This is a genomic window from Exiguobacterium sp. s102 (assembly GCF_018618635.1).
GTDB classification, from domain to species: Bacteria; Bacillota; Bacilli; order Exiguobacteriales; family Exiguobacteriaceae; genus Exiguobacterium_A; species Exiguobacterium_A oxidotolerans.
In genome coordinates this window covers 65,786-83,479 of record NZ_JACSML010000003.1, presented here as the reverse complement: position 1 = coordinate 83,479, position 17,694 = coordinate 65,786, and the positions used below count along the sequence as shown (strand labels likewise).

Genomic DNA, 17,694 nt, shown 5'->3' with positions numbered 1-17,694 from the left:
TTTTGTAGTTATCACATCGTCATCTGAAAACTCAATCCATCATGAATTGTTCGATGACGAGTGCGATGCCGTCTTCATCGTTTGAAGCCGTCATATGCTGAGCGCGCTCTTTGACGGTATCGGCAGCATTTGCCATCGCAACACCGAGGCCTGCCCATTCAATCATCGATAAGTCGTTGTTGCCGTCCCCGCAGGCGATGACGTCTGCTTGTTTAATACCGAGGTGACGAGCGAGAAGTTCCAAACTCGTACCTTTCGTCACACCAGCTTCTGTGAACTCAAGGAAGAAAGGTTTAGAACGTGCGACTGCGAGTTGACCCGCAAGTTCGACTTGGAGTTGTTGTTCGACTTCCGCTAAGCGTTGTTCTTCAGCAAGCATCAGACATTTTACGACCGGCTCTGTTACGGAAGCTTTAAAGTTCGGTACCGTGATGACGTCCATCCCCGTCAATTGACCTTCAAGCGTCGTATACTCGTTCGGTGTCTCCGTAAAAATTTCGTGACCGACGTACGTATGGATATAGATGCCTTCACGACGACTTAAATCGTAAAGCCCATGAACCGTTTCCGGGCTGAGTGTACTCGAAAACAGTGATTCGTTTGTCTGACAGTTGATGATGGATGCACCGTTGAAACTAAGGATGAAACTTCCGTAACGTTCAAGTTCAAGTTCCTTCGCTAAATCAGTCATCGCATAAGTAGGTCGTCCGCTCGCGAGGACGACTTTTTTTCCGCGACGTTGTACGTCGAGTAGTGCCTGTTTCGTTTTTTTGGAAATCGTATGGTCGCTCGTCAACAATGTATCATCAAGATCGAGCACAATCATTTCGTAAGCCATTCAGTGTAAGCCCCTTTCAATTATCTGTTCTATCGTATCAAGTTGCCTCCTATTCGACAATATACTCTCCTTAGGAAGAGTATGATACAGTTTGATTAGAGCACGAATGGAAAGGATTCAACCACTATGAGATATGTTGCCATTATTTTATCGACCCTATATTTAGCAGGATGTGGCCTGAGCCTGCCGCACCCTGCGACCTTACTACAGCATCCGGCCCTACCGAAATGGGAGACTGCATTAAAGGAAAAAATTGAGCACGACCTCCCGGAACGAGCAGAAATCATCGCCCCCCGAAACCAGTCGATATCACGGTTATATGAATTGATCGACCTGAATCAGGACGGTCATCAAGAAGCGGTCACCTTTTATCGGACTGAAGTGAACGGAGACTTCCAAATTCATTTATTGGTTCACGAGCGTAAACAAGAGAGTTGGTCATTAAAGGTACGACGACCGATTGCAGAAGGAAAGGCAATCGACCAACTGCATGTTGTGTTGAATCCGATGAAAACGTCTAATCAATTAGTGATTGGTATATCGAACCTTGAGACGAACACGGTTTATCTCTTAAAAAATCTCCTTCAACCAACGGCAGACATTACGAAGGTAGATACATACGATCGAGTCACGATTGCTGACTTAAATCAAGATCAGCAACAAGATATGCTTCTTTTGAAAAAAGGGCGACCGGCAAAAGTGATGTACTACAAGGATGTGTTAAATCCATCTGATCGCCAGGCGATGTCTTTGACGACAAAAGAGGGTGACTTGTTCGCGGATCATGATTTGTTTGAAGTTGATTCGATTGATGTGTCTAAAAAAAGAGGATTGCTCATTTCTTTTACACGTGATGCCGCGATGCATGTGGCGCTGTTTCAACTGGACGAAGGTCGGCTTGTGCAGCATACATTCGGCGATCAAGCAGAAATCATCGAACCGATGTATACGTATCCGAAAGACGTTGATAAAGATGGAATCGTAGAGTTTGCACACCAGTACACACCAAAAAACAGCAGTGGTCCGATTGGTGAGGATAAACCGCGTATCACGGCCTATTACACATGGAACGGCTTGGACGTGTCGCCTTTTCTCGAATCGGGATTTGAACTCCGAGAAGAACAATACATCGATTTAGAATACAATTTCGTCATGCGCTTCCCGGCGCGCTGGGCGACGCGAGAGACGATTGATAAAAAAGATAATCGGATCCGCTTCATCAATCAGGAGACGAACGGAATCGATTTCGAAATCGAAGTGATTCCGAAAAATCAGTACATTGCCAGTCCGCAAAAAAAGAAAATCAAAGAAGGCATTGACTACGTTTATGTCGTGAATGTCACAAAATCATATGAAGAGTACGCAGCGAACGTAACGCTCGTCGAATAGAGTCGAAGTAGGAGGAAGCGAACATGACAAAAATATTAGTGGCTGAGGATGAACACGCGATTCGAAGTTTCATCGTCATTAATTTAAAACGGGCAGGGTATGAAGTGAGTGAAGCGGAAAATGGACGAGAAGCGTTAGAACAATTTAAACAAGAGACATTCGATATTATGTTACTCGATATCATGATGCCTGAAGTCGATGGATTTGCTGTATGCGAGCAAGCACGGGCGCAAGATGAAGTCGTCGGGATCATCATGTTGACAGCGCGGACACGTGAGGAAGACAAAGTCATGGGGCTCAGTGTCGGGGCGGACGATTACATCGCGAAGCCGTTTAGCCCGGCCGAATTACTGGCTCGGATTCAATCGTTGTTACGACGCGTCGAAACGTTACGTCGTCGGAAGCAACCACGCGAGCTGATTTCAGGACCATTCCGGATTGATCTTGGCGCGAAGCGTGTCCAAAAAGGAGGCGTCGATGTCGAAGTGACGCCGACAGAGTACGATTTACTTTGTCATTTCATTAAAAATGAAGATCAAGTCATGTCACGGGATGAATTGCTTGATGCCGTCTGGGGAGAAAACTATTTCGGCGATCGAAAAACCGTCGATGTCAACATTCGTCGTCTTCGTCAAAAAATTGAAGAAAACCCGGCTGAACCACAGTTTATCGAAACGTTGTGGGGGCATGGCTACAAGTGGCGTAACGAAAAATGAAACGACAGATATTGATGCGGTTCATGACGATTATTACGGTGACCGTTCTGCTCGTCATCGGGATTTTATCGTTTGTGACCTATAACTATTATTATGTGACGGCGACAGACGTCTTGAAGCGGCATGCGAATGCGAGCGCTGTCCTATTCGCAAATAGTGGCTTGGCATATGACTACATGGATTCAGATGCGACGATTCATGACGTCCTCGATTCCTATGCGTATGAAGATGCTGAGATTGAGGTGCTGGATGCGAAGGGCGTCCCCCGCTATTCGTCGACTGGCTTCATCTCAAAACGAAAATTAGTGAACGAAGAGATTACACAACTCCAAGCTGGGGAAACAATAACGAAGCGTTATGATGATGTTGCAACGGATGAACATCTGCTTGAAGTGACAGAACCCGTCGTCTCTTTCGGACAGACGACAGGGGCGTTACGCTATACGACGTCACTCAATCAAATCGATCAACGGGTTATGGAGATTTGTTTAGCAATCCTTTTGCTCGGAATCCTCATTTGGGGGCTCGCCTATATTTATTCTTCCCGACTCGTCTCCTCCATCGTCCGACCGATTCAAGAAGTCATCGGGGCGTCAGATCAAATTGCAAAGCAACATTACGACGTTAAAGTGAATGAGGCCTATACGTTCGAACTGGGAGAACTCGCGCGGACGATCAACTACATGGGACAACAGATCAAGCAACAAGAAACGTTGAAAGATGAATTTATTTCTGGGATATCACATGAGTTACGGACACCGCTGACTTCAATCAAAGGATGGAGTGAAACATTGCTCGCAGAGAAAGAGCGTCTACCGGAAGAAGCCTCGCTCGGTATGGGCATCATCCACTCGGAGACGGAACGACTGATTTCACTCGTTGAACAGTTACTCGACTTTTCGAAGCTTGAGACGAGTCGCCTCGTCTTATACCGTCAGGAAGTCAACTTGACGGAAATCATCGAAGCCGTCACGGCTCAACTGCGTCAAAAGGTCGAAGAAAAAGAAGTCACTATCGTGCGGAAGTTACCAGCACAAGTCATCGGTCTCTACGACGAGAATCGACTGAAACAAGTCTTCTTGAACCTCTTAGATAATGCGATTCGTTTTTCGCCCGTAGGTGGCGAAATTACAATCCGTCTCGTCCGTTCAGAACGTGTGCTCTTTTTATCCTTTAGTGACGAAGGACCAGGAATCCCGAAAGAACATTTACGTCATGTCACGGAGAAATTTTATCAAGTCCAAAAAGGAAAAGGTGGGACCGGGCTGGGTCTATCGATTTGCCGTGAACTCGTTGAAGCACATGAAGGAAAACTATTTATCGATAATCAACCAGAAGGTGGTGCTATCGCGACAATCTTGCTTCCAGTGACGAAAGCATAACAGGGGAGTCGAATGAGAAGCGCTTTCGAAATCGAACTGGTAAAGTAAAATGGGAATAGTATTTATTTTTTTTCAAGAAATGAAACGGAGGAATCAGACATGGCACTTGGCGTCTCAAATGGAGCATTAAGTCTGCTAAATGGAAAACCGAACGCAGTATCGACACAAACGGATCAACAAGCGTTAAAGATGGACCCATTACCGTTCAAAGGTACGATGAAAGATTCGAAATTCCAAGTCATGCGGATTTTGCAAAGTCTCGATCGAGTTAAAATCGTGAAAGAAACACCAGACTATATCCATGCTGTCTTCTCGAGTAAGTTTTTCCACTTTAAGGATGATGTCGAATTTTATTTTGATCAGTCGACTCATCTTGTTCATTTCCGGTCTGCCTCACGCGTCGGTTACTCCGACTGGGGCGTCAATCGAAAGCGGATGGAAGATATCGTTAACCGTTATCAGAAGGAGGAGTCACAATGAAAAGTTATCAACTCGTTGTTATCGGTGGTGGAGCAGCAGGCATGACTATTGCAGCTGGTGCTGCAAGTCTTGGTGCGCACGTCGCTTTGATTGAACGTCATACGCATCTCGGTGGAGATTGTTTACACTACGGGTGTGTCCCGTCAAAAGCGTTGATTGAAGCAGCACACGATGTCTATGTCATGAAGCAGACTGCTGAAAAATATAATGTCACATTAAATGGTGACGCGGTCTACTCGAAAACGAAAGCGAGCGTCGACCGGGCACGAAACATCATTCAATCACATGACGGAACAAAACGGTTCGAAGACTTAGGCGTAGATGTCTATATCGGTGAAGCGAGTTTCCTCAGTGCAAACGAAGTCGAGGTAGCAGGACAACTTGTTGTCGGGGAAAAATTTGCAATCTCGACAGGCTCGCAACCAATCATTCCGCCAATCGATGGTCTTGATACGGTTCCGTATTTGACGAACGAAACGATTTTTGAACAGACGGAGCGTCCAGAACGTCTGCTCGTCATCGGGGGCGGCGCAATCGGGATGGAGCTGTCGCAAGCCTACGCGCATCTTGGAACAGAAGTGACGGTCATTGAAGGTGCAAAATCACTGATGCCGAAAGAAGATAAAGGCATGGTTGAAGTCTTGCAACGCCAAATTGAGCAAGAGCTTGTGTTGCATCTGAACACGACGGTGACGCAAGTTCGAAAAGCGTCAGGTGGGATTGAAGTCACGGTCGAAACGGATGGAGAATCACGTGTCATCGAAACGGATGCCGTACTCGTCGCTGTCGGACGTAAACCGCGGATTGAAGCCTTACGCCTCGATCGCGCCGGTGTTGATGTGCAAAAAGGGTACGTGCAAGTCGACGCATCACTTCGGACGAGTCAACGGCACATCTTTGCTGTCGGTGATACGATTCAATCGTTACCATTCACACACGTCGCGGGTCTTGAAGGTAAGACGGTCGTTACGAACGCCTTGTTCGGTTTACGGACGAAGCCCGATTACCGTGCCGTCCCGTGGGTCACATTCACGACGCCTGAGCTGTTCCATCTTGGATTGACCGAAGAAGAAGCACGCGAAAAATATGACGAAATCAAGGTTTATCAAACAGGCCTCGATGAAGTCGATCGTTTCGTCATCAATGGTCGGACAGAAGGTCGCGTCAAATTGATTGCGAACAAACGTGGTAAACTAATTGGTGCTCATGCGATTGGGGAGCAAGCTGGCGAGTGGATGCAAGAAGTCGTTTATGCGATGGCTCGTAAAGATAAAGTCGGTCAATTGTCACGTGTCGTCCACCCGTATCCGATTCGTGGTGCGGCTGTGCAACGTGCGGCTGATCTTTACTGGCGTGAGCGTCTCTTTGATGGTCCATTGCCGAAATGGTTGAAACGATACTTTGACTGGAAACAAGGAGAATGATTCATGCAAGAACCTGCTAAACGGCGTAATTTTGTGCCGGTCGTCATTATTTTGACGCTCGTCATCAACTTACTTGTCGCCTTACTTTTTTTCGCGCCACCGCTTCAGGTGAGTGATGGCTTTGATTGGACGTTGTTACCGTTTTTCAATGCGATTTTTAACAGTTTTACGTTCATGCTCCTACTTGGAGCATGGATTTCGATTCGTCGTGGAAACCGGATCAATCACCGTCGTTTCATCGGTGGTGCCATGACGACGACGACACTCTTTTTAGTTTCTTACGTGACGTATCACGCCGTGAGTGAGTCGACGAAGTTTGGCGGCGAAGGATTCGTTCGCCCGGTCTATTTCTTTATTTTGATTTCGCATATCATTTTGGCAGCGGTTATCGTGCCGCTCGTCTTGATGTCGCTCGCACATGCGCTCAATCAAAATTTCGAGAAACATAAAAAATGGACACGTTTTACGATGCCGCTCTGGCTGTATGTCAGTCTGACGGGTGTCATCGTCTACATCATGATTCGTCCATATTACTAAAAATGAATGTTCGAGTTAAGTGGGTCTTCACGCAGCTTGTCTGTGTTTGGGACTCACTTTTTTTGTTCCTCACTTAGTGCAATGTGAATTGCTTCTTTGAAGACAAGGCGAGAAAATTGACATTATTCCTGCAGCATGTTCACGCTTCATAAAAAGGTTTTTACAGTCTAAAGGGATTGCTCATCAATGTTAGATGGCAATCCCTTTAGACTGTAGACAACGTGCTATCGTGACATTAAGCGTCTTTTTTCGTTGCTTTCCTCGGGCGAGGCGCAAGCCATTGCTCCTTGATCCTAGCGGACAACGAGTAGGGTCTTGCCTGCCTCTGAAAGTGCGTTTTCAACGCACTTTTTCCCGTAGGAGTCAACGAAACGTGACGCTCTTTAGGTAATACCGTGACGGCAAACCGGGCATGCAGACGATTTAGAGCGTAATCCGTCTCGAATCGTTTTAGAACCGCGAAAAGCAATCGGTCGCGACCCTGCAGCATGTTCACGCTTCATAAAAAGGTTTTTACAGTCTAAAGGGATTGCGCATCGATGTTAGATGGCAATCCCTTCGTGTATATCTTCATCTTCGAAATTAGTTGTTTCTTACGGTTTGACCGTTGTTTCATCTAGCAAATTCGCTGCTTTGATATCAAGTAACGGACGGACGAGGACTTCGACGCGCCGATTTTGACTCCGTCCACTTTCTGTTTGATTCGAAGCGATGGGTTGGTATTCGCCGTATCCGGTGACGGTGAACCGTTTTGGTTCTAACTTTGGATTTTTTTGCAACGCACGCATGAAACTGATGGCGCGTTCCGTACTGAGTTCCCAGTTCGACGGGTATTGTGCCGTACGAATGGGGATGTTATCTGTATGACCAGACACTTGAATTTGACGTTGTCCAGATTTGACGAGTAAGTTACTCATCCCTTGAGCAATTTGGATGGCTTCGCCTTTGACTTCAGCTTGCGCAGGAGAAAATAGAGCGCGATCTCGAATCGTGAAGACGAGACCTTCATTCGTGATTTCGACTTTAATATCTTTTTCGAGCTTTTCTTTTTTGATATAGTCGGACGCTTGGGCTTTAATTTTTTCGAGCTCTGAGATTTCAAAACTTTGTGCTTTCGTCCGAGCATCCGTCTTTTTTTCGTCCTCTTCTTCTTGTGAAGTCGCGAGCGAGCTATTGGTAATCATGCCGGAGCCACCGTTGAAGACGGAACTGAATGATTGAGACATCGCTTTTAGTTTGACGGCATCGACGTTACTCGAAGCAAAAAGGACGATGAAAAGCGCAAGTAACAGAGTCAAAAGATCGGCATACGGAATCAGCCAACCTTCCGAGATGTGTTCATCATGCGGCTTCTTTTTCCGCTTCATAAGTTTCACGCTCCTTCGGCGTCAGATACACGAGTAGCTTATCCTCCAAGTTTTTTGGAGATTCCCCGTTTTGAATCGAAAGAATTCCTTCAATGATCATTTCATAGAGTTGAATTTCATTTGCTGATTTTTGTTTGAGTTTCGTCGCGAATGGAAACCATAAAACATAGCCGGTGAAAATCCCGAATAATGTGGCGATGAAGGCACCCGAGATTGCGTGTCCGAGCTTCTCGATATCCGACAGATCGGATAGGGCGGCGACTAGACCGATGACGGCCCCTAAAACACCGAGGGTCGGAGCATATGTACCAGCTTGTGTGAAAATGTTCGCGTTCGCATGATGGCGTTCTGTCATGTTTTCGAGGTCGCGTGTCATGACATCTTCCACATATTCAGAAGGTTGACCATCGATGACCATCATGACACCACGTTTCATGAACGCGTTGTCGACTTCTTCAATCGCTGTTTCGAGCGATAAGAGACCTTCTTTACGCGCTTGCGTCGATAGTGTCAAAAATTGAAGCATGAGATTTTGTTTGGTCATTAAATTTTGTTCGAAGAAGATGACTTTGAACAGGGCTGGAATCAATTTGAGCCGTTCCTTCGGGAAGGAAATCATGATGGCTGCTGCTGTACCTGCGAAGATGATGACGAGTGCCGCAGGGTTCAGTAAGGCGATTGGAGGAGCACCTTTTAGAATCATTCCTCCGACGAGCGTGATGAGTCCAAGAATAATACCGATTATCGACACGATATCCATTGTTAATTGTGCCACCTTTCCACATGTTGTTAGGGTCGTGAACGAAAAAATAAAAAGAGCAGAAGACGCATCTTCTGCTCGGAAATCCAAAAACCGAGAATTAAGCGCCGTTTTCGTCGATTAGCAATTGAATGCTTTCGTTTCGTTCGTCACGCTCTATATCGGTTAATACGTCGTATTTTTTTAATACATTATACAATTCATTTAGAATCGGTTGTTCCAGATGTAACGATAATAATTCCTCGAACTGATAATATAACTGTGCGGGCATCCATTGTGATTGTCGTTCTAGCCTTCGCGAGACATCCTCAATCGAATGGTCAGCCGTCCTAGGGTCCACTGTTTCCCTCAACCTCCTTTAAAGTTAACACGTCTGCTTTTATCTATTTTACCAAAAAAAAACGAAAACGTTTAGTTGATTGCAAATTTCGATAGAACTAATGTTTTCGAGAGAGTATGATAAATGCAATTGAGTAATCTCATCTAGGAGGAGTCAACGCATGTTTTCGCATAAAAGACATACACGTTTAGCGAAATTTGGAGATTTTGGAGAACGAACGTATCATCAATTATTTGATAAACCAGCCCGTTTCATCGCGACTGGATTCACATTGACGATTTTGCTCGGAGGATTATTGTTGTGGATCCCCTGGTTTCAACAAAGCGATAGCCACGTTGCATTAATTGATTGTCTGTTCGTCGCGACATCGGCTGCGACGGTGACGGGGCTTTCGCCGATTAACATTGCAGAGTCCTATAATTTGTGGGGGCAACTGATTTTAATGATTTTAATTCAAATCGGTGGTCTCGGATTCATGACGATTGCACTTGTTCTACTTAGTGTCACAGGTCGAAAAATCGGGATTCGTCAGCGGATCATCATTCAAGAGATGTTCAACTTAGATAGTCCGGGAGGAACGATTCGACTCGTCCGGAACATTCTCTTGACGACCGTCATCCTGGAGTTGATTGGGATGATCTTACTTGCTCTCGATCTGTTCATCCAATACAAATATACGCTCTCAAAATCACTGTATTATGGTCTGTTTCATGCGGTCTCCGCCTTTAATAATGCCGGTTTTGCGTTATGGGGAGACAGTTTGACGTCCTTCCAACAAGATACGACATTCATTTTTACGATTTCTGCTCTATTGATGATTGGGGGATTGGGCTTCACGGTCATCGCTGATGTTTCGGCTAACCGCAGCTTCAAGAAAATTTCATTACACTCGAAATTAATGATTTTATCATTACTCGTCATCAACGGTATCGGGACGGTCGCGATGATGGTGTATGAGTGGGTCTCACATCTCGGTTCCCTTCAAAATTATTCGTTCGTTCAAGCACTACATATCGTTTTCTTCCAAGTCGTGACGACCCGGACGGCAGGGTTCCAGACGATTGATTTGACGACGATGGTGCCACTTTCGATCGGTTTGATGATGGTTTTGATGTATATCGGAGCGGGGTCGGCGTCGACGGGATCAGGCATTAAAGTCACGACAGCAGCCGTCATCTTAAAGAACGTCTGGACGTATCTACGGGGACAACGAGAAACGGTCCTGATGCGTCGGACCGTCCAGGCGCAGGCCGTATCAAAAGCTTATGCGATTGCTATTTTCAGCATTTTATTCATCGGTGTCATCACAACGCTCTTGGCACTGTCGCAACCGAATATCTCGTTTACAGGGCTCTTCTTCGAAACGGTTTCCGCATTCGGGACGGTCGGACTTTCGTTAAATGTGACATCAGAGTTGAATGATTTTGGAAAAGGACTAATCATGTTCATGATGTTGCTTGGACGTGTCGGTTCCTTGACGATTCTCTTCACGGTCGCGACGCAACACAATCGCTTGATTCGTTATCCGAAAGAAAATATGCTGATTGGTTGATTGGCTGTCAGTAGCAGATGTCTCCTAAAAAGTGCCTCACCGTTCGATAACGCATCGAATGGCGAGGCACTTTTCTTACATAAATGATAATCGATCTGAGATTGGGGCAATGGTCACCCGAGTATCCTTCATTCGATCATCACGCTGGATTGTATTATCTTCTTCGATTTTCCATTTCGAACCGTGGTATACATTTAATGCTGTAGCGATTTCAAAGAAGGAATGGGTCGAATTTCCATTGGCAAGATAAAGGCCAGGTGTTTGAGTCGTCAAGATTGTATAGAGAGTTTGCGCCGTATCTTCCAAAAAAGAGCAAGCGGGATACCAGTTTTTACTTGCCGGAATGGGACCCGTTGAGGCATGTCGTTCTAAATAATCAATCATATTATTTGATCCGGCAACCTGACCGATTTGCCAGCCGATCCGGACGATGTAGGCGTCAGGATTGACTGCTTGGATAAGTCGTTCGCATGTTCGTTTATAAAAACCGTAGTCATCGTCTGCTTCCGGAAGTACAGATGGATCATGCGGTCCCTGTTGATGATTTGCGTAGACAGAAGCCGTGCTCGTAAAGAGAAAGGGAATGTTACGCTCAAAAGATAGCCGTGCCAATGATTCTGCAAATTCAGCAGAACCCATTCCGATGTGTAAGAGTAGATCAGGTTGGACCTGATCAATAAAAGCTTCCATGATTGCGGGATCAGTCGTCGAGACAACCGATCGATCCCAAGCTGTAACTTCATACTGATGCATGCGTAAGACGTCTGCAAGTACAGGTGCGACTGTACCATTCATACCGGTAACAAGAGCATTCATTGTGTTTTCTCCATTTCGGGATGTTGAATTTTATAGTAATCGACAAGTCGTGGAAGAAACTCAGCAAGATCAGGACACACAATACCAGTTCCGTCTAAATCACGAAGTGTGTTCGTCGTATCGTAGTGAACAGGGTGAACAAAGTAATCAAGCGTCTGCCGCTGCATCTGTAAGCGCGTAGCGATACGCGGGGTCAACAGGGACGTCACGAGGCGAAACGGGACGACTCCCCGCGGAGCGCAATTGTAGTAGGCGCTGTGTAACATTTCATAAATCGTCCGTGCGCCGTGTGGGAATGGATCCGTCAGGTGATACGTTTGACGGACGCCGCTTGGTACATGGCTTAAATAGGTCGTCGCAGCGATGACATAATCATACGGAACGAGATTGACGAGTGCATTGACTCTACCTGCATAAGGAAGGGGGGCGAATTGCTTGAGCAGGCGCAGGGCGTTCAAGACGAAATAAACCCCATCCCACTTTGGTGTCTCCCCTGTCTCGGAGTGACCGACGACGATTCCCGGACGAATGATCGTGTAAGGAAGTGAACCGACTTCTTCGTGAAAGCGAACTTCTGCCAGGTACTTCGTTTCTTCGTACGCATTTTTGAATGATGCGGCATGTTTGAGGTTTTGTTCAAGAACCGTCCCGGTCCGGAGCCCGGAGACATAGGCGGTGCTGAAGTAGATGTAGCGTTCAAGATAATGCAACGTATGAGCAAACTGCGTCACGTTCGATGTTCCGATGACGTTAATTCGAAAAGCGATATCAAATGTCGTCGCCAAGTCATACAGTGCTGCCAGGTGAAAGAGATGCGTCACTTCAGTCGACAGTCGTTGCTTCGTCTCTGTGTTCAATCCTAATCCGGGTGTTGTGATATCACCTTCTAATAAAACGAGTTGTGCTTCTTCAAGACACGTGTGTTCGAGTAACGATTCCTTTTTTGCTAAGGCACTTGTTCGTTCGCTCGGTAGATGAAGCAAATAAAACCGGTCAATTTGTTCCGGCACAAGAGCGAGACGTTCAATTAATTTGGTAGCAAGGAATCCGGGGAATCCTGTCATGAAATAAGTCCGTTTCATTTTGCATAATCCTTTCTTGAATCTAAATCGAGTACAACCGTGAAAGTCGACCCTTGATGGAGCTCCGACTCGACGGAAATCGCCCCACCATGTGATTCGATGATTTCTTTACAGATCGCAAGACCGAGGCCGGTTCCGCCAATCTTACGGACGGCTGAATTATCGACACGGTAAAATTTCGTGAAAAGCTTATCGAATGCATTTTGAGGAATTCCGAGACCGTGATCAGTCACAGTAATGATGGCTTGCTCGCCTTGTGTGTGTAGACTGACCGTTACGTGGTCGGCGGATGGTGAATATTTGATTGCATTCGAGAGTAAGTTCAAAACGACTTGTTTAATTTTATTTTCATCAGCGACGATCATGACAGGATCTTCCTTTACATCAAGCACGATGCGATGGGTTTCGGCCGTTTCACCAAAAGCGTCCGTTGTATCGAGGAGCAGTTGACGTAAAGAGAATGATTTAAAATCGTACGGTTGTTTGCCGCCTTCCATCCGTTGAATATCTAAAAATTCATTGAGGAGCGTCGTTAACCGCTTGGCTTCTTCATGCATGATTTCGACATAGCGTTGTATTTTTTCAGGTGTGAGCTTACGATAGCGCAACAACTCCAAATAACCGAGAATCGATGAGAGGGGTGTTCGGAGCTCATGCGATACGGTACTGATGAGTTCATCTTTGACCTGGTCCATTTTTTGCTCTTCTGTCCGGTCGCGGAAGACGAACAAAAAACCATGACGGGAGATGCGACTACGTTCCTTCTTAATTGAAGTCGCATAAAACTCGAAGTAAAGATGGTTGGATTCATTCGGACGTTGTAGTGTAAACCGAAATGACAGTTCAGAATGCTTGCCGGCAAGGAGTTCTTCGACTTGTTGTAGCATCTCATAGCGGGTCGCGAGATCGAGATTCGGAATCATACTGATCCGCTCTTGAATCTTGCTTGGTGCAATCCCTGGAACATCGAGCAGTTTTCGGGCTTTGACGTTCATGAAGATGAAGCTGCCATCTTCTTCTGTCAGTAAAAACCCTTCGTTTGAAGCTTGCAGAATCGATTGGGTGATATCGCGTTGACGCATGATGGCATTTTTTTCACGTTCCAACATGCTCTCGATTTTTTTACGCTCACTGATATCCCGAATGACGGCGACACGCATCCGTGTTTTTTCGTACATGATTTCGCGCGGGAAAATTTCGATTTCGACAGGTGTCCCGTCTGCCCGTTGTCCGATGACCTCGTACGGATCATTACGGTGGAGTTCGATACGCCGGCTGACCTCTTCATGAAAGTCAGGATGGATGAAATCCAGGGCATTGCGTCCCTTGATTTGTTCAAGTTTTGTACGGAAAATCACTTCAGCTGCTCGGTTCGCGTCGAGAATGGTACCACGGTCGTGGAAGATGACCGCTTCGACGATTGATTCGGAAAACAGACGGAAACGGCGTTCACTTTTCGTCAGGTGTGACTCAATTTGTTTTTGGGCACTCATATCAACGATGAACAAGAAAAATTGTCCGTCTGCTAGACGGGTCATATACAATCGACCATAGAAGGTCGAGCCGTCTTTACGGTGATACACCCATTCGTTTTCCGCATCACGCCCGTGCAACAATAAGACATCGGCTGGAGATAAGTCTTTTAAATTCAACTGCTCCAAGTGTCGCTTCCGCTCATCAAACTCTGCGTGATCGTGTAAGTCATCAGGACATCTTCCGATCAGCTCGTGTTCTTCGTAACCGAACAAGGTACCTGCTGTTTCATTAAACGCGGTAATATGGAAGTCTGCGTCTGTGACGAGTAGGGCAGCATCTAATGTCGATTCGAGCAAGCGGTCGATCGCGAGCGATTTAACGGAAACGACGAAAAGGGAAGTCTGCGCAATCGGTGAGACGATGAGTTCGTAAGGGATTACCCGGAAGTGGACCGAATCAGATAATGGAAGAGACTGTTCGTCGAGTGAGAAAAGTGAAAACAGTGACTTGTCATTGGAGTCGGTAGGGAATTGGGCGTGAAAGGTATCATTCACAAAGTTAATTCGGCCCATCCGATCCACTAAAGCGAGCGGTTCTGAGACGGCACGTAAGGTCGCACGGATAAGTGCTTCTGCGGATGTGGATGAGTGTTCAGTCATAAGCGACCTCCTTTCAAAAAATAAAGTCCGGTGCATGATGATTATTAAAAAACGTAATCTTCTCTCAACACTTATTCTCCATCTGCGTTGTTCGTTCCTTTCGAGGAAGCGAACCGAAAGAGAATTTAGTATATTAATTTTAAAGAAACCGATTGAATTCGAATCAACTCAGAGTGAAGGAGAATCAAGTCATGCAAATACGTACGAAACGCAGAATAATCGCACTACTGTTCGCGGTGATCGGAGTCGCCGGAACTTATTTTTTTTCGAGTTCCTGGGAACTTTTAATTGTCGGAATCAGTATAGTAGGATGTATCGTTTTTTTATTACTTTCCTTCTTTACCCCTTCACTTGCGAATCGAATTGATCGCATGGAAGGCAGGGAGTTTGAAGAGTGGCTCGTCGAACTATTTGAAGGTGCCGGCTATCGCGTTGAACTGACGCCGGCCTCAAGAGATTTTGGGGCGGATTTATTGATTGAAGACGCACAAGGGTATAGAATAGCGATTCAAGCAAAACGTTATGGTGGACCGGTTGGATTAGAGGCGGTTCAACAAGTCGCCGCGGCAGTACCTTTTTACGACATGGATGAAGGATGGGTCGTGACGAATTCGACGTATACGGACGCCGCATGTCGCTTGGCAGAACCGAATCGGGTGCGCTTGATTGATCGAGAAGAATTGCTTGAGTTTGCACGAGAAATTGGCTTTCGCTGATGTTGTCGAATGATTGTCGACAAAAGGGGGTTGTCAATTTGTTCAAACGGTGCAATAATCATTTTCGTTAACGAAATATCATAGAGATAAAGAAAGTTAAACTATTCAGGATGTCTAAATATACTGGGGACGAAATACCAGCACTTTTTAGCAGTGAGAGGAGAATTTCTGTTGCGCAAAGTTGTCTATGTGCAGGGTTGCGTTTTTTCGCAAGGTCATGCCGCGATTTATGATGAAGCACACCAAATGATTGGTGCGGTTCAACACGACGAGACAGGTCGTGTTCAAGTAATGAATGGTGAAGGTAGAGGGGTAGCGTTTGGAAAGTTCATCCCGACATGTAAGAAATGGGTCGTGATGAACCATGATGGTCAAGAGGTAGGTCAAATGCGTGAGAAGTTTTCACTCTTCTCGAAGAAATGTGAATATAACGTGTACGAACGAGGCACGTATGTCATTTCCTTCGACCTGACAAAAGGGAAATTCTCAGTCCGAAGTGCGGCAGGCGAAGTCGTCGCAGAATTGCTGCAAGACGGCGATGAATATCGTCTCGTAAAAGATGCTGACAAACTCTCAATGTATGAACTGCTGTCCGTCTTAAAAAGCTTGACGAACTCCGTCAACTATAAACCACTTACAGCTGTATAAAAAAAGATGTCCTTCAGTTTATTCTGGAGGGCATCTTTTTACTTCAAGATTGTAAAACTTGCTGGAGGCGCTGTTTTGCTTCGTGCGTCAGGTGCGAAATACGACGGGCGTACAGACAGAGCTGTAAGACGTGGACCGTCTCAGGTCGATAGGCATGGATACGCTCTAAAGAGCGTCTCAGACGCTTCTCCGTCAGTTCGATTGGTCCACTCGTCTCTGCATGCTGTGTATAGACGAGATAAAAGTCGAGCGGACTGATTAAATCATCTTCATCGATATTGGGGTTCTTAAAAACGATCGTCAATAATTCACGTGTTTCTTCTAAAGAAAAGAGATGCTTTAAGTCATCAAGTAAGTAGATGATGGCTGCCTGATTGATCGAGTATTTTTTCCCGCGATGCGGAACACCGATGATGTCCCGTACTTCACGCTTCGTCCAGTTTTGAATCGTCGTCGCAGACATATGTTCTCCAATTAAGGCATTCGCGAGATGGACGATTTCGTTAATCGATAAACCATTTTTCGTCGCATCAAATTGTTTGAGGCGATGGATGACTTTCGGAAGATCCGATTCATCCTCGGAAACGAGTGTGCCGATCCCTTTTCCTTCTTTTAAATGTGATAGGCAGTTAGATAACGTTTGCACGGCTTGAGCATCATACATTCAGAATACTTCCTCTCTAGGACGTCATTTGACCTTATGTTATCAAATGAAGGTTCGAAAGAGCAAACGGCAATCAGACAAAGTACAATAGAATGGAGCAAAAGAAGGAGGATTCATATGGAATGGGTTGCTGCTGTTGGAACAATCGTCATCATTGGACTCATCTTGTTCTTGTTGGAAGCGATTGGTCGACGCGTCGGAGCAGAGCCGGAAACGGTTCGGAAATGGATTCATATCGCAGTCGGGCATTGGGTCTTTCTGGCGCTTGCCTGGATCGATCATTGGTACATTGCAATCGTCCCGTTATTATTTTTCACGGTCGTTAATCTGCTGACCTTAAAACGCGGGACGGGTCAAATGAATCAAGTGGAACGCATATCTTACGGGACGGTCTACTACCCGATTTCTTTACTGATTCTAGTCGGACTCTTTTTTGAACGAGAACCAATGGCACTCGTCGCCGGCAGCATGGTGCTCGCGTGGGGCGACGGAATGGCTGCTTTAGTAGGTCGACGCTACGGAAAGACGTTCTATACACGTGGGGCGATTAAACGATCATTTGAAGGAAGCATCGCGATGTTTTTATTCTCGTTCCTCGTCCTGACTTCCACATTTCTTATATATGCATTACCGGCTTGGATTGCAATCAGTTACGGTTTTTTGCTTGCGAATATTGCTGCTTTGATTGAAGCCGTGTCCTATCGCGATTTAGATAATGTTTTCATCCCGCTTTCAATCGGTGCACTCGTTGCGTTTGCGCTTTAATAGATGTTGCTACTTGCTTCACCGGTAAGACGTCGCGCGATTCAGGTAAAAACAAAAAAGCAGCGGATTTCTTCTATAAAGAA

18 protein-coding genes are annotated in these 17,694 nt (G+C 45.9%); 10 read left to right on the top strand and 8 right to left on the bottom strand.

All coding sequences use genetic code 11. The features are described from left to right. Positions 1-31: 31 nt before the first annotated feature. The gene (locus KNQ02_RS10185) at positions 32-838 is read right to left on the bottom strand and encodes a Cof-type HAD-IIB family hydrolase (RefSeq protein ID WP_214808382.1); all 807 of its coding nucleotides are present in this window, start codon (positions 836-838) and stop codon (positions 32-34) included. A 126-nt stretch (positions 839-964) separates the two neighbouring features. Here KNQ02_RS10185 and KNQ02_RS10180 point away from each other — a divergent pair, with 126 nt between their 5' ends. The 6 genes from KNQ02_RS10180 (at position 965) to KNQ02_RS10155 (ending at position 6,766) form a co-directional block, all read left to right on the top strand. Next, positions 965-2,227 carry a hypothetical protein gene (locus KNQ02_RS10180; protein WP_214808378.1) on the top strand — a complete coding sequence of 421 codons (1,263 nt, stop codon included), beginning with the start codon at positions 965-967 and terminating at the stop codon, positions 2,225-2,227. Positions 2,228-2,250: 23 nt separating this feature from the next. Next, entirely contained in the window at positions 2,251-2,943 is a 693-nt protein-coding gene (locus KNQ02_RS10175; RefSeq protein WP_088838164.1) for a response regulator transcription factor, read from the top strand. Continuing rightward, the gene (locus KNQ02_RS10170) at positions 2,940-4,325 is read left to right on the top strand and encodes a sensor histidine kinase (RefSeq protein ID WP_214766385.1); all 1,386 of its coding nucleotides are present in this window, start codon (positions 2,940-2,942) and stop codon (positions 4,323-4,325) included. The genes KNQ02_RS10175 and KNQ02_RS10170 overlap by 4 nt, the downstream gene beginning before the upstream one ends. Before the next feature lie 99 nt (positions 4,326-4,424). Beyond that, positions 4,425-4,805 (top strand): DUF1499 domain-containing protein, encoded by a 381-nt coding sequence (locus KNQ02_RS10165; protein WP_088838162.1) that lies wholly within the window; start codon positions 4,425-4,427, stop codon positions 4,803-4,805. Further along, complete coding sequence (locus tag KNQ02_RS10160) at positions 4,802-6,229, top strand: dihydrolipoyl dehydrogenase family protein (protein WP_029332004.1); 1,428 nt, start codon at positions 4,802-4,804, stop codon at positions 6,227-6,229. Before KNQ02_RS10165 ends, KNQ02_RS10160 begins: the two co-directional genes overlap by 4 nt. Positions 6,230-6,232: 3 nt before the next feature. Next, complete coding sequence (locus KNQ02_RS10155) at positions 6,233-6,766, top strand: DUF420 domain-containing protein (RefSeq protein ID WP_088838161.1); 534 nt, start codon at positions 6,233-6,235, stop codon at positions 6,764-6,766. A 593-nt stretch (positions 6,767-7,359) separates the two neighbouring features. Here the strand turns inward: KNQ02_RS10155 and motB are convergent. The 3 genes from motB to KNQ02_RS10140 all read right to left on the bottom strand — a co-directional run bounded on the left by motB (position 7,360) and on the right by KNQ02_RS10140 (position 9,233). Then, positions 7,360-8,133 (bottom strand): flagellar motor protein MotB, encoded by a 774-nt coding sequence (gene motB / locus KNQ02_RS10150; protein WP_088838160.1) that lies wholly within the window; start codon positions 8,131-8,133, stop codon positions 7,360-7,362. Beyond that, positions 8,108-8,893 carry a flagellar motor stator protein MotA gene (motA, locus tag KNQ02_RS10145; RefSeq protein WP_088838159.1) on the bottom strand — a complete coding sequence of 262 codons (786 nt, stop codon included), beginning with the start codon at positions 8,891-8,893 and terminating at the stop codon, positions 8,108-8,110. Before motA ends, motB begins: the two co-directional genes overlap by 26 nt. Before the next feature lie 100 nt (positions 8,894-8,993). After that, a complete protein-coding gene (locus KNQ02_RS10140) occupies positions 8,994-9,233 on the bottom strand; it encodes a hypothetical protein (protein WP_029331998.1) in 240 nt (79 codons plus the stop codon). A 160-nt stretch (positions 9,234-9,393) separates the two neighbouring features. On the opposite strand from KNQ02_RS10140, the gene KNQ02_RS10135 reads away from it, so the two are divergent. Further along, positions 9,394-10,785 carry a TrkH family potassium uptake protein gene (locus KNQ02_RS10135; protein WP_214808376.1) on the top strand — a complete coding sequence of 464 codons (1,392 nt, stop codon included), beginning with the start codon at positions 9,394-9,396 and terminating at the stop codon, positions 10,783-10,785. 75 nt (positions 10,786-10,860) lie between these two features. Here KNQ02_RS10135 and KNQ02_RS10130 read toward each other — a convergent pair whose 3' ends face one another. The 3 genes from KNQ02_RS10130 to KNQ02_RS10120 are packed head-to-tail and all read right to left on the bottom strand — an operon-like array spanning position 10,861 to position 14,818. After that, positions 10,861-11,601 (bottom strand): sugar nucleotide-binding protein, encoded by a 741-nt coding sequence (locus KNQ02_RS10130; protein ID WP_159172973.1) that lies wholly within the window; start codon positions 11,599-11,601, stop codon positions 10,861-10,863. After that, positions 11,598-12,683 (bottom strand): SDR family oxidoreductase, encoded by a 1,086-nt coding sequence (locus tag KNQ02_RS10125; protein WP_214808374.1) that lies wholly within the window; start codon positions 12,681-12,683, stop codon positions 11,598-11,600. The genes KNQ02_RS10130 and KNQ02_RS10125 overlap by 4 nt, the downstream gene beginning before the upstream one ends. Continuing rightward, entirely contained in the window at positions 12,680-14,818 is a 2,139-nt protein-coding gene (locus KNQ02_RS10120; protein ID WP_088838154.1) for a PAS domain-containing sensor histidine kinase, read from the bottom strand. Before KNQ02_RS10120 ends, KNQ02_RS10125 begins: the two co-directional genes overlap by 4 nt. A gap of 191 nt (positions 14,819-15,009) precedes the next feature. Between KNQ02_RS10120 and KNQ02_RS10115 the strand changes: the two genes are divergently transcribed. Together KNQ02_RS10115 and KNQ02_RS10110 are read left to right on the top strand one after the other, a co-directional pair. Continuing rightward, positions 15,010-15,534 (top strand): restriction endonuclease, encoded by a 525-nt coding sequence (locus KNQ02_RS10115; RefSeq protein ID WP_214808372.1) that lies wholly within the window; start codon positions 15,010-15,012, stop codon positions 15,532-15,534. 171 nt (positions 15,535-15,705) lie between these two features. After that, positions 15,706-16,182, top strand: a complete 477-nt coding sequence (locus KNQ02_RS10110; RefSeq protein ID WP_088838151.1) for an LURP-one-related family protein — start codon at positions 15,706-15,708, stop codon at positions 16,180-16,182. A gap of 43 nt (positions 16,183-16,225) precedes the next feature. On the opposite strand, the gene KNQ02_RS10105 is transcribed toward KNQ02_RS10110, so the two are convergent. Next, positions 16,226-16,846, bottom strand: coding sequence for a DUF1836 domain-containing protein (locus KNQ02_RS10105; protein ID WP_088838149.1), 621 nt, complete (start codon positions 16,844-16,846; stop codon positions 16,226-16,228). Positions 16,847-16,963: 117 nt separating this feature from the next. Between KNQ02_RS10105 and KNQ02_RS10100 the strand changes: the two genes are divergently transcribed. After that, complete coding sequence (locus KNQ02_RS10100; protein WP_214766390.1) at positions 16,964-17,611, top strand: diacylglycerol/polyprenol kinase family protein; 648 nt, start codon at positions 16,964-16,966, stop codon at positions 17,609-17,611. Positions 17,612-17,694 lie beyond the last annotated feature (83 nt).

What these genes read in the sequence shown, in the direction of transcription:
- KNQ02_RS10165 (WP_088838162.1), top strand. Translation starts at nt 4,425, where the DNA reads ATGGCACTTGGCGTCTCAAATGGAGCATTAAGTCTGCTAAATGGAAAA.
- motA (WP_088838159.1), bottom strand. Translation starts at nt 8,893, where the DNA reads ATGGATATCGTGTCGATAATCGGTATTATTCTTGGACTCATCACGCTC.
- KNQ02_RS10105 (WP_088838149.1), bottom strand. Translation starts at nt 16,846, where the DNA reads ATGTATGATGCTCAAGCCGTGCAAACGTTATCTAACTGCCTATCACAT.
- motB (WP_088838160.1), bottom strand. Translation starts at nt 8,133, where the DNA reads ATGAAGCGGAAAAAGAAGCCGCATGATGAACACATCTCGGAAGGTTGG.
- KNQ02_RS10120 (WP_088838154.1), bottom strand. Translation starts at nt 14,818, where the DNA reads ATGACTGAACACTCATCCACATCCGCAGAAGCACTTATCCGTGCGACC.
- KNQ02_RS10170 (WP_214766385.1), top strand. Translation starts at nt 2,940, where the DNA reads ATGAAACGACAGATATTGATGCGGTTCATGACGATTATTACGGTGACC.
- KNQ02_RS10180 (WP_214808378.1), top strand. Translation starts at nt 965, where the DNA reads ATGAGATATGTTGCCATTATTTTATCGACCCTATATTTAGCAGGATGT.
- KNQ02_RS10125 (WP_214808374.1), bottom strand. Translation starts at nt 12,683, where the DNA reads ATGAAACGGACTTATTTCATGACAGGATTCCCCGGATTCCTTGCTACC.
- KNQ02_RS10185 (WP_214808382.1), bottom strand. Translation starts at nt 838, where the DNA reads ATGGCTTACGAAATGATTGTGCTCGATCTTGATGATACATTGTTGACG.
- KNQ02_RS10130 (WP_159172973.1), bottom strand. Translation starts at nt 11,601, where the DNA reads ATGAATGCTCTTGTTACCGGTATGAATGGTACAGTCGCACCTGTACTT.
- KNQ02_RS10155 (WP_088838161.1), top strand. Translation starts at nt 6,233, where the DNA reads ATGCAAGAACCTGCTAAACGGCGTAATTTTGTGCCGGTCGTCATTATT.
- KNQ02_RS10135 (WP_214808376.1), top strand. Translation starts at nt 9,394, where the DNA reads ATGTTTTCGCATAAAAGACATACACGTTTAGCGAAATTTGGAGATTTT.
- KNQ02_RS10100 (WP_214766390.1), top strand. Translation starts at nt 16,964, where the DNA reads ATGGAATGGGTTGCTGCTGTTGGAACAATCGTCATCATTGGACTCATC.
- KNQ02_RS10175 (WP_088838164.1), top strand. Translation starts at nt 2,251, where the DNA reads ATGACAAAAATATTAGTGGCTGAGGATGAACACGCGATTCGAAGTTTC.
- KNQ02_RS10160 (WP_029332004.1), top strand. Translation starts at nt 4,802, where the DNA reads ATGAAAAGTTATCAACTCGTTGTTATCGGTGGTGGAGCAGCAGGCATG.
- KNQ02_RS10115 (WP_214808372.1), top strand. Translation starts at nt 15,010, where the DNA reads ATGCAAATACGTACGAAACGCAGAATAATCGCACTACTGTTCGCGGTG.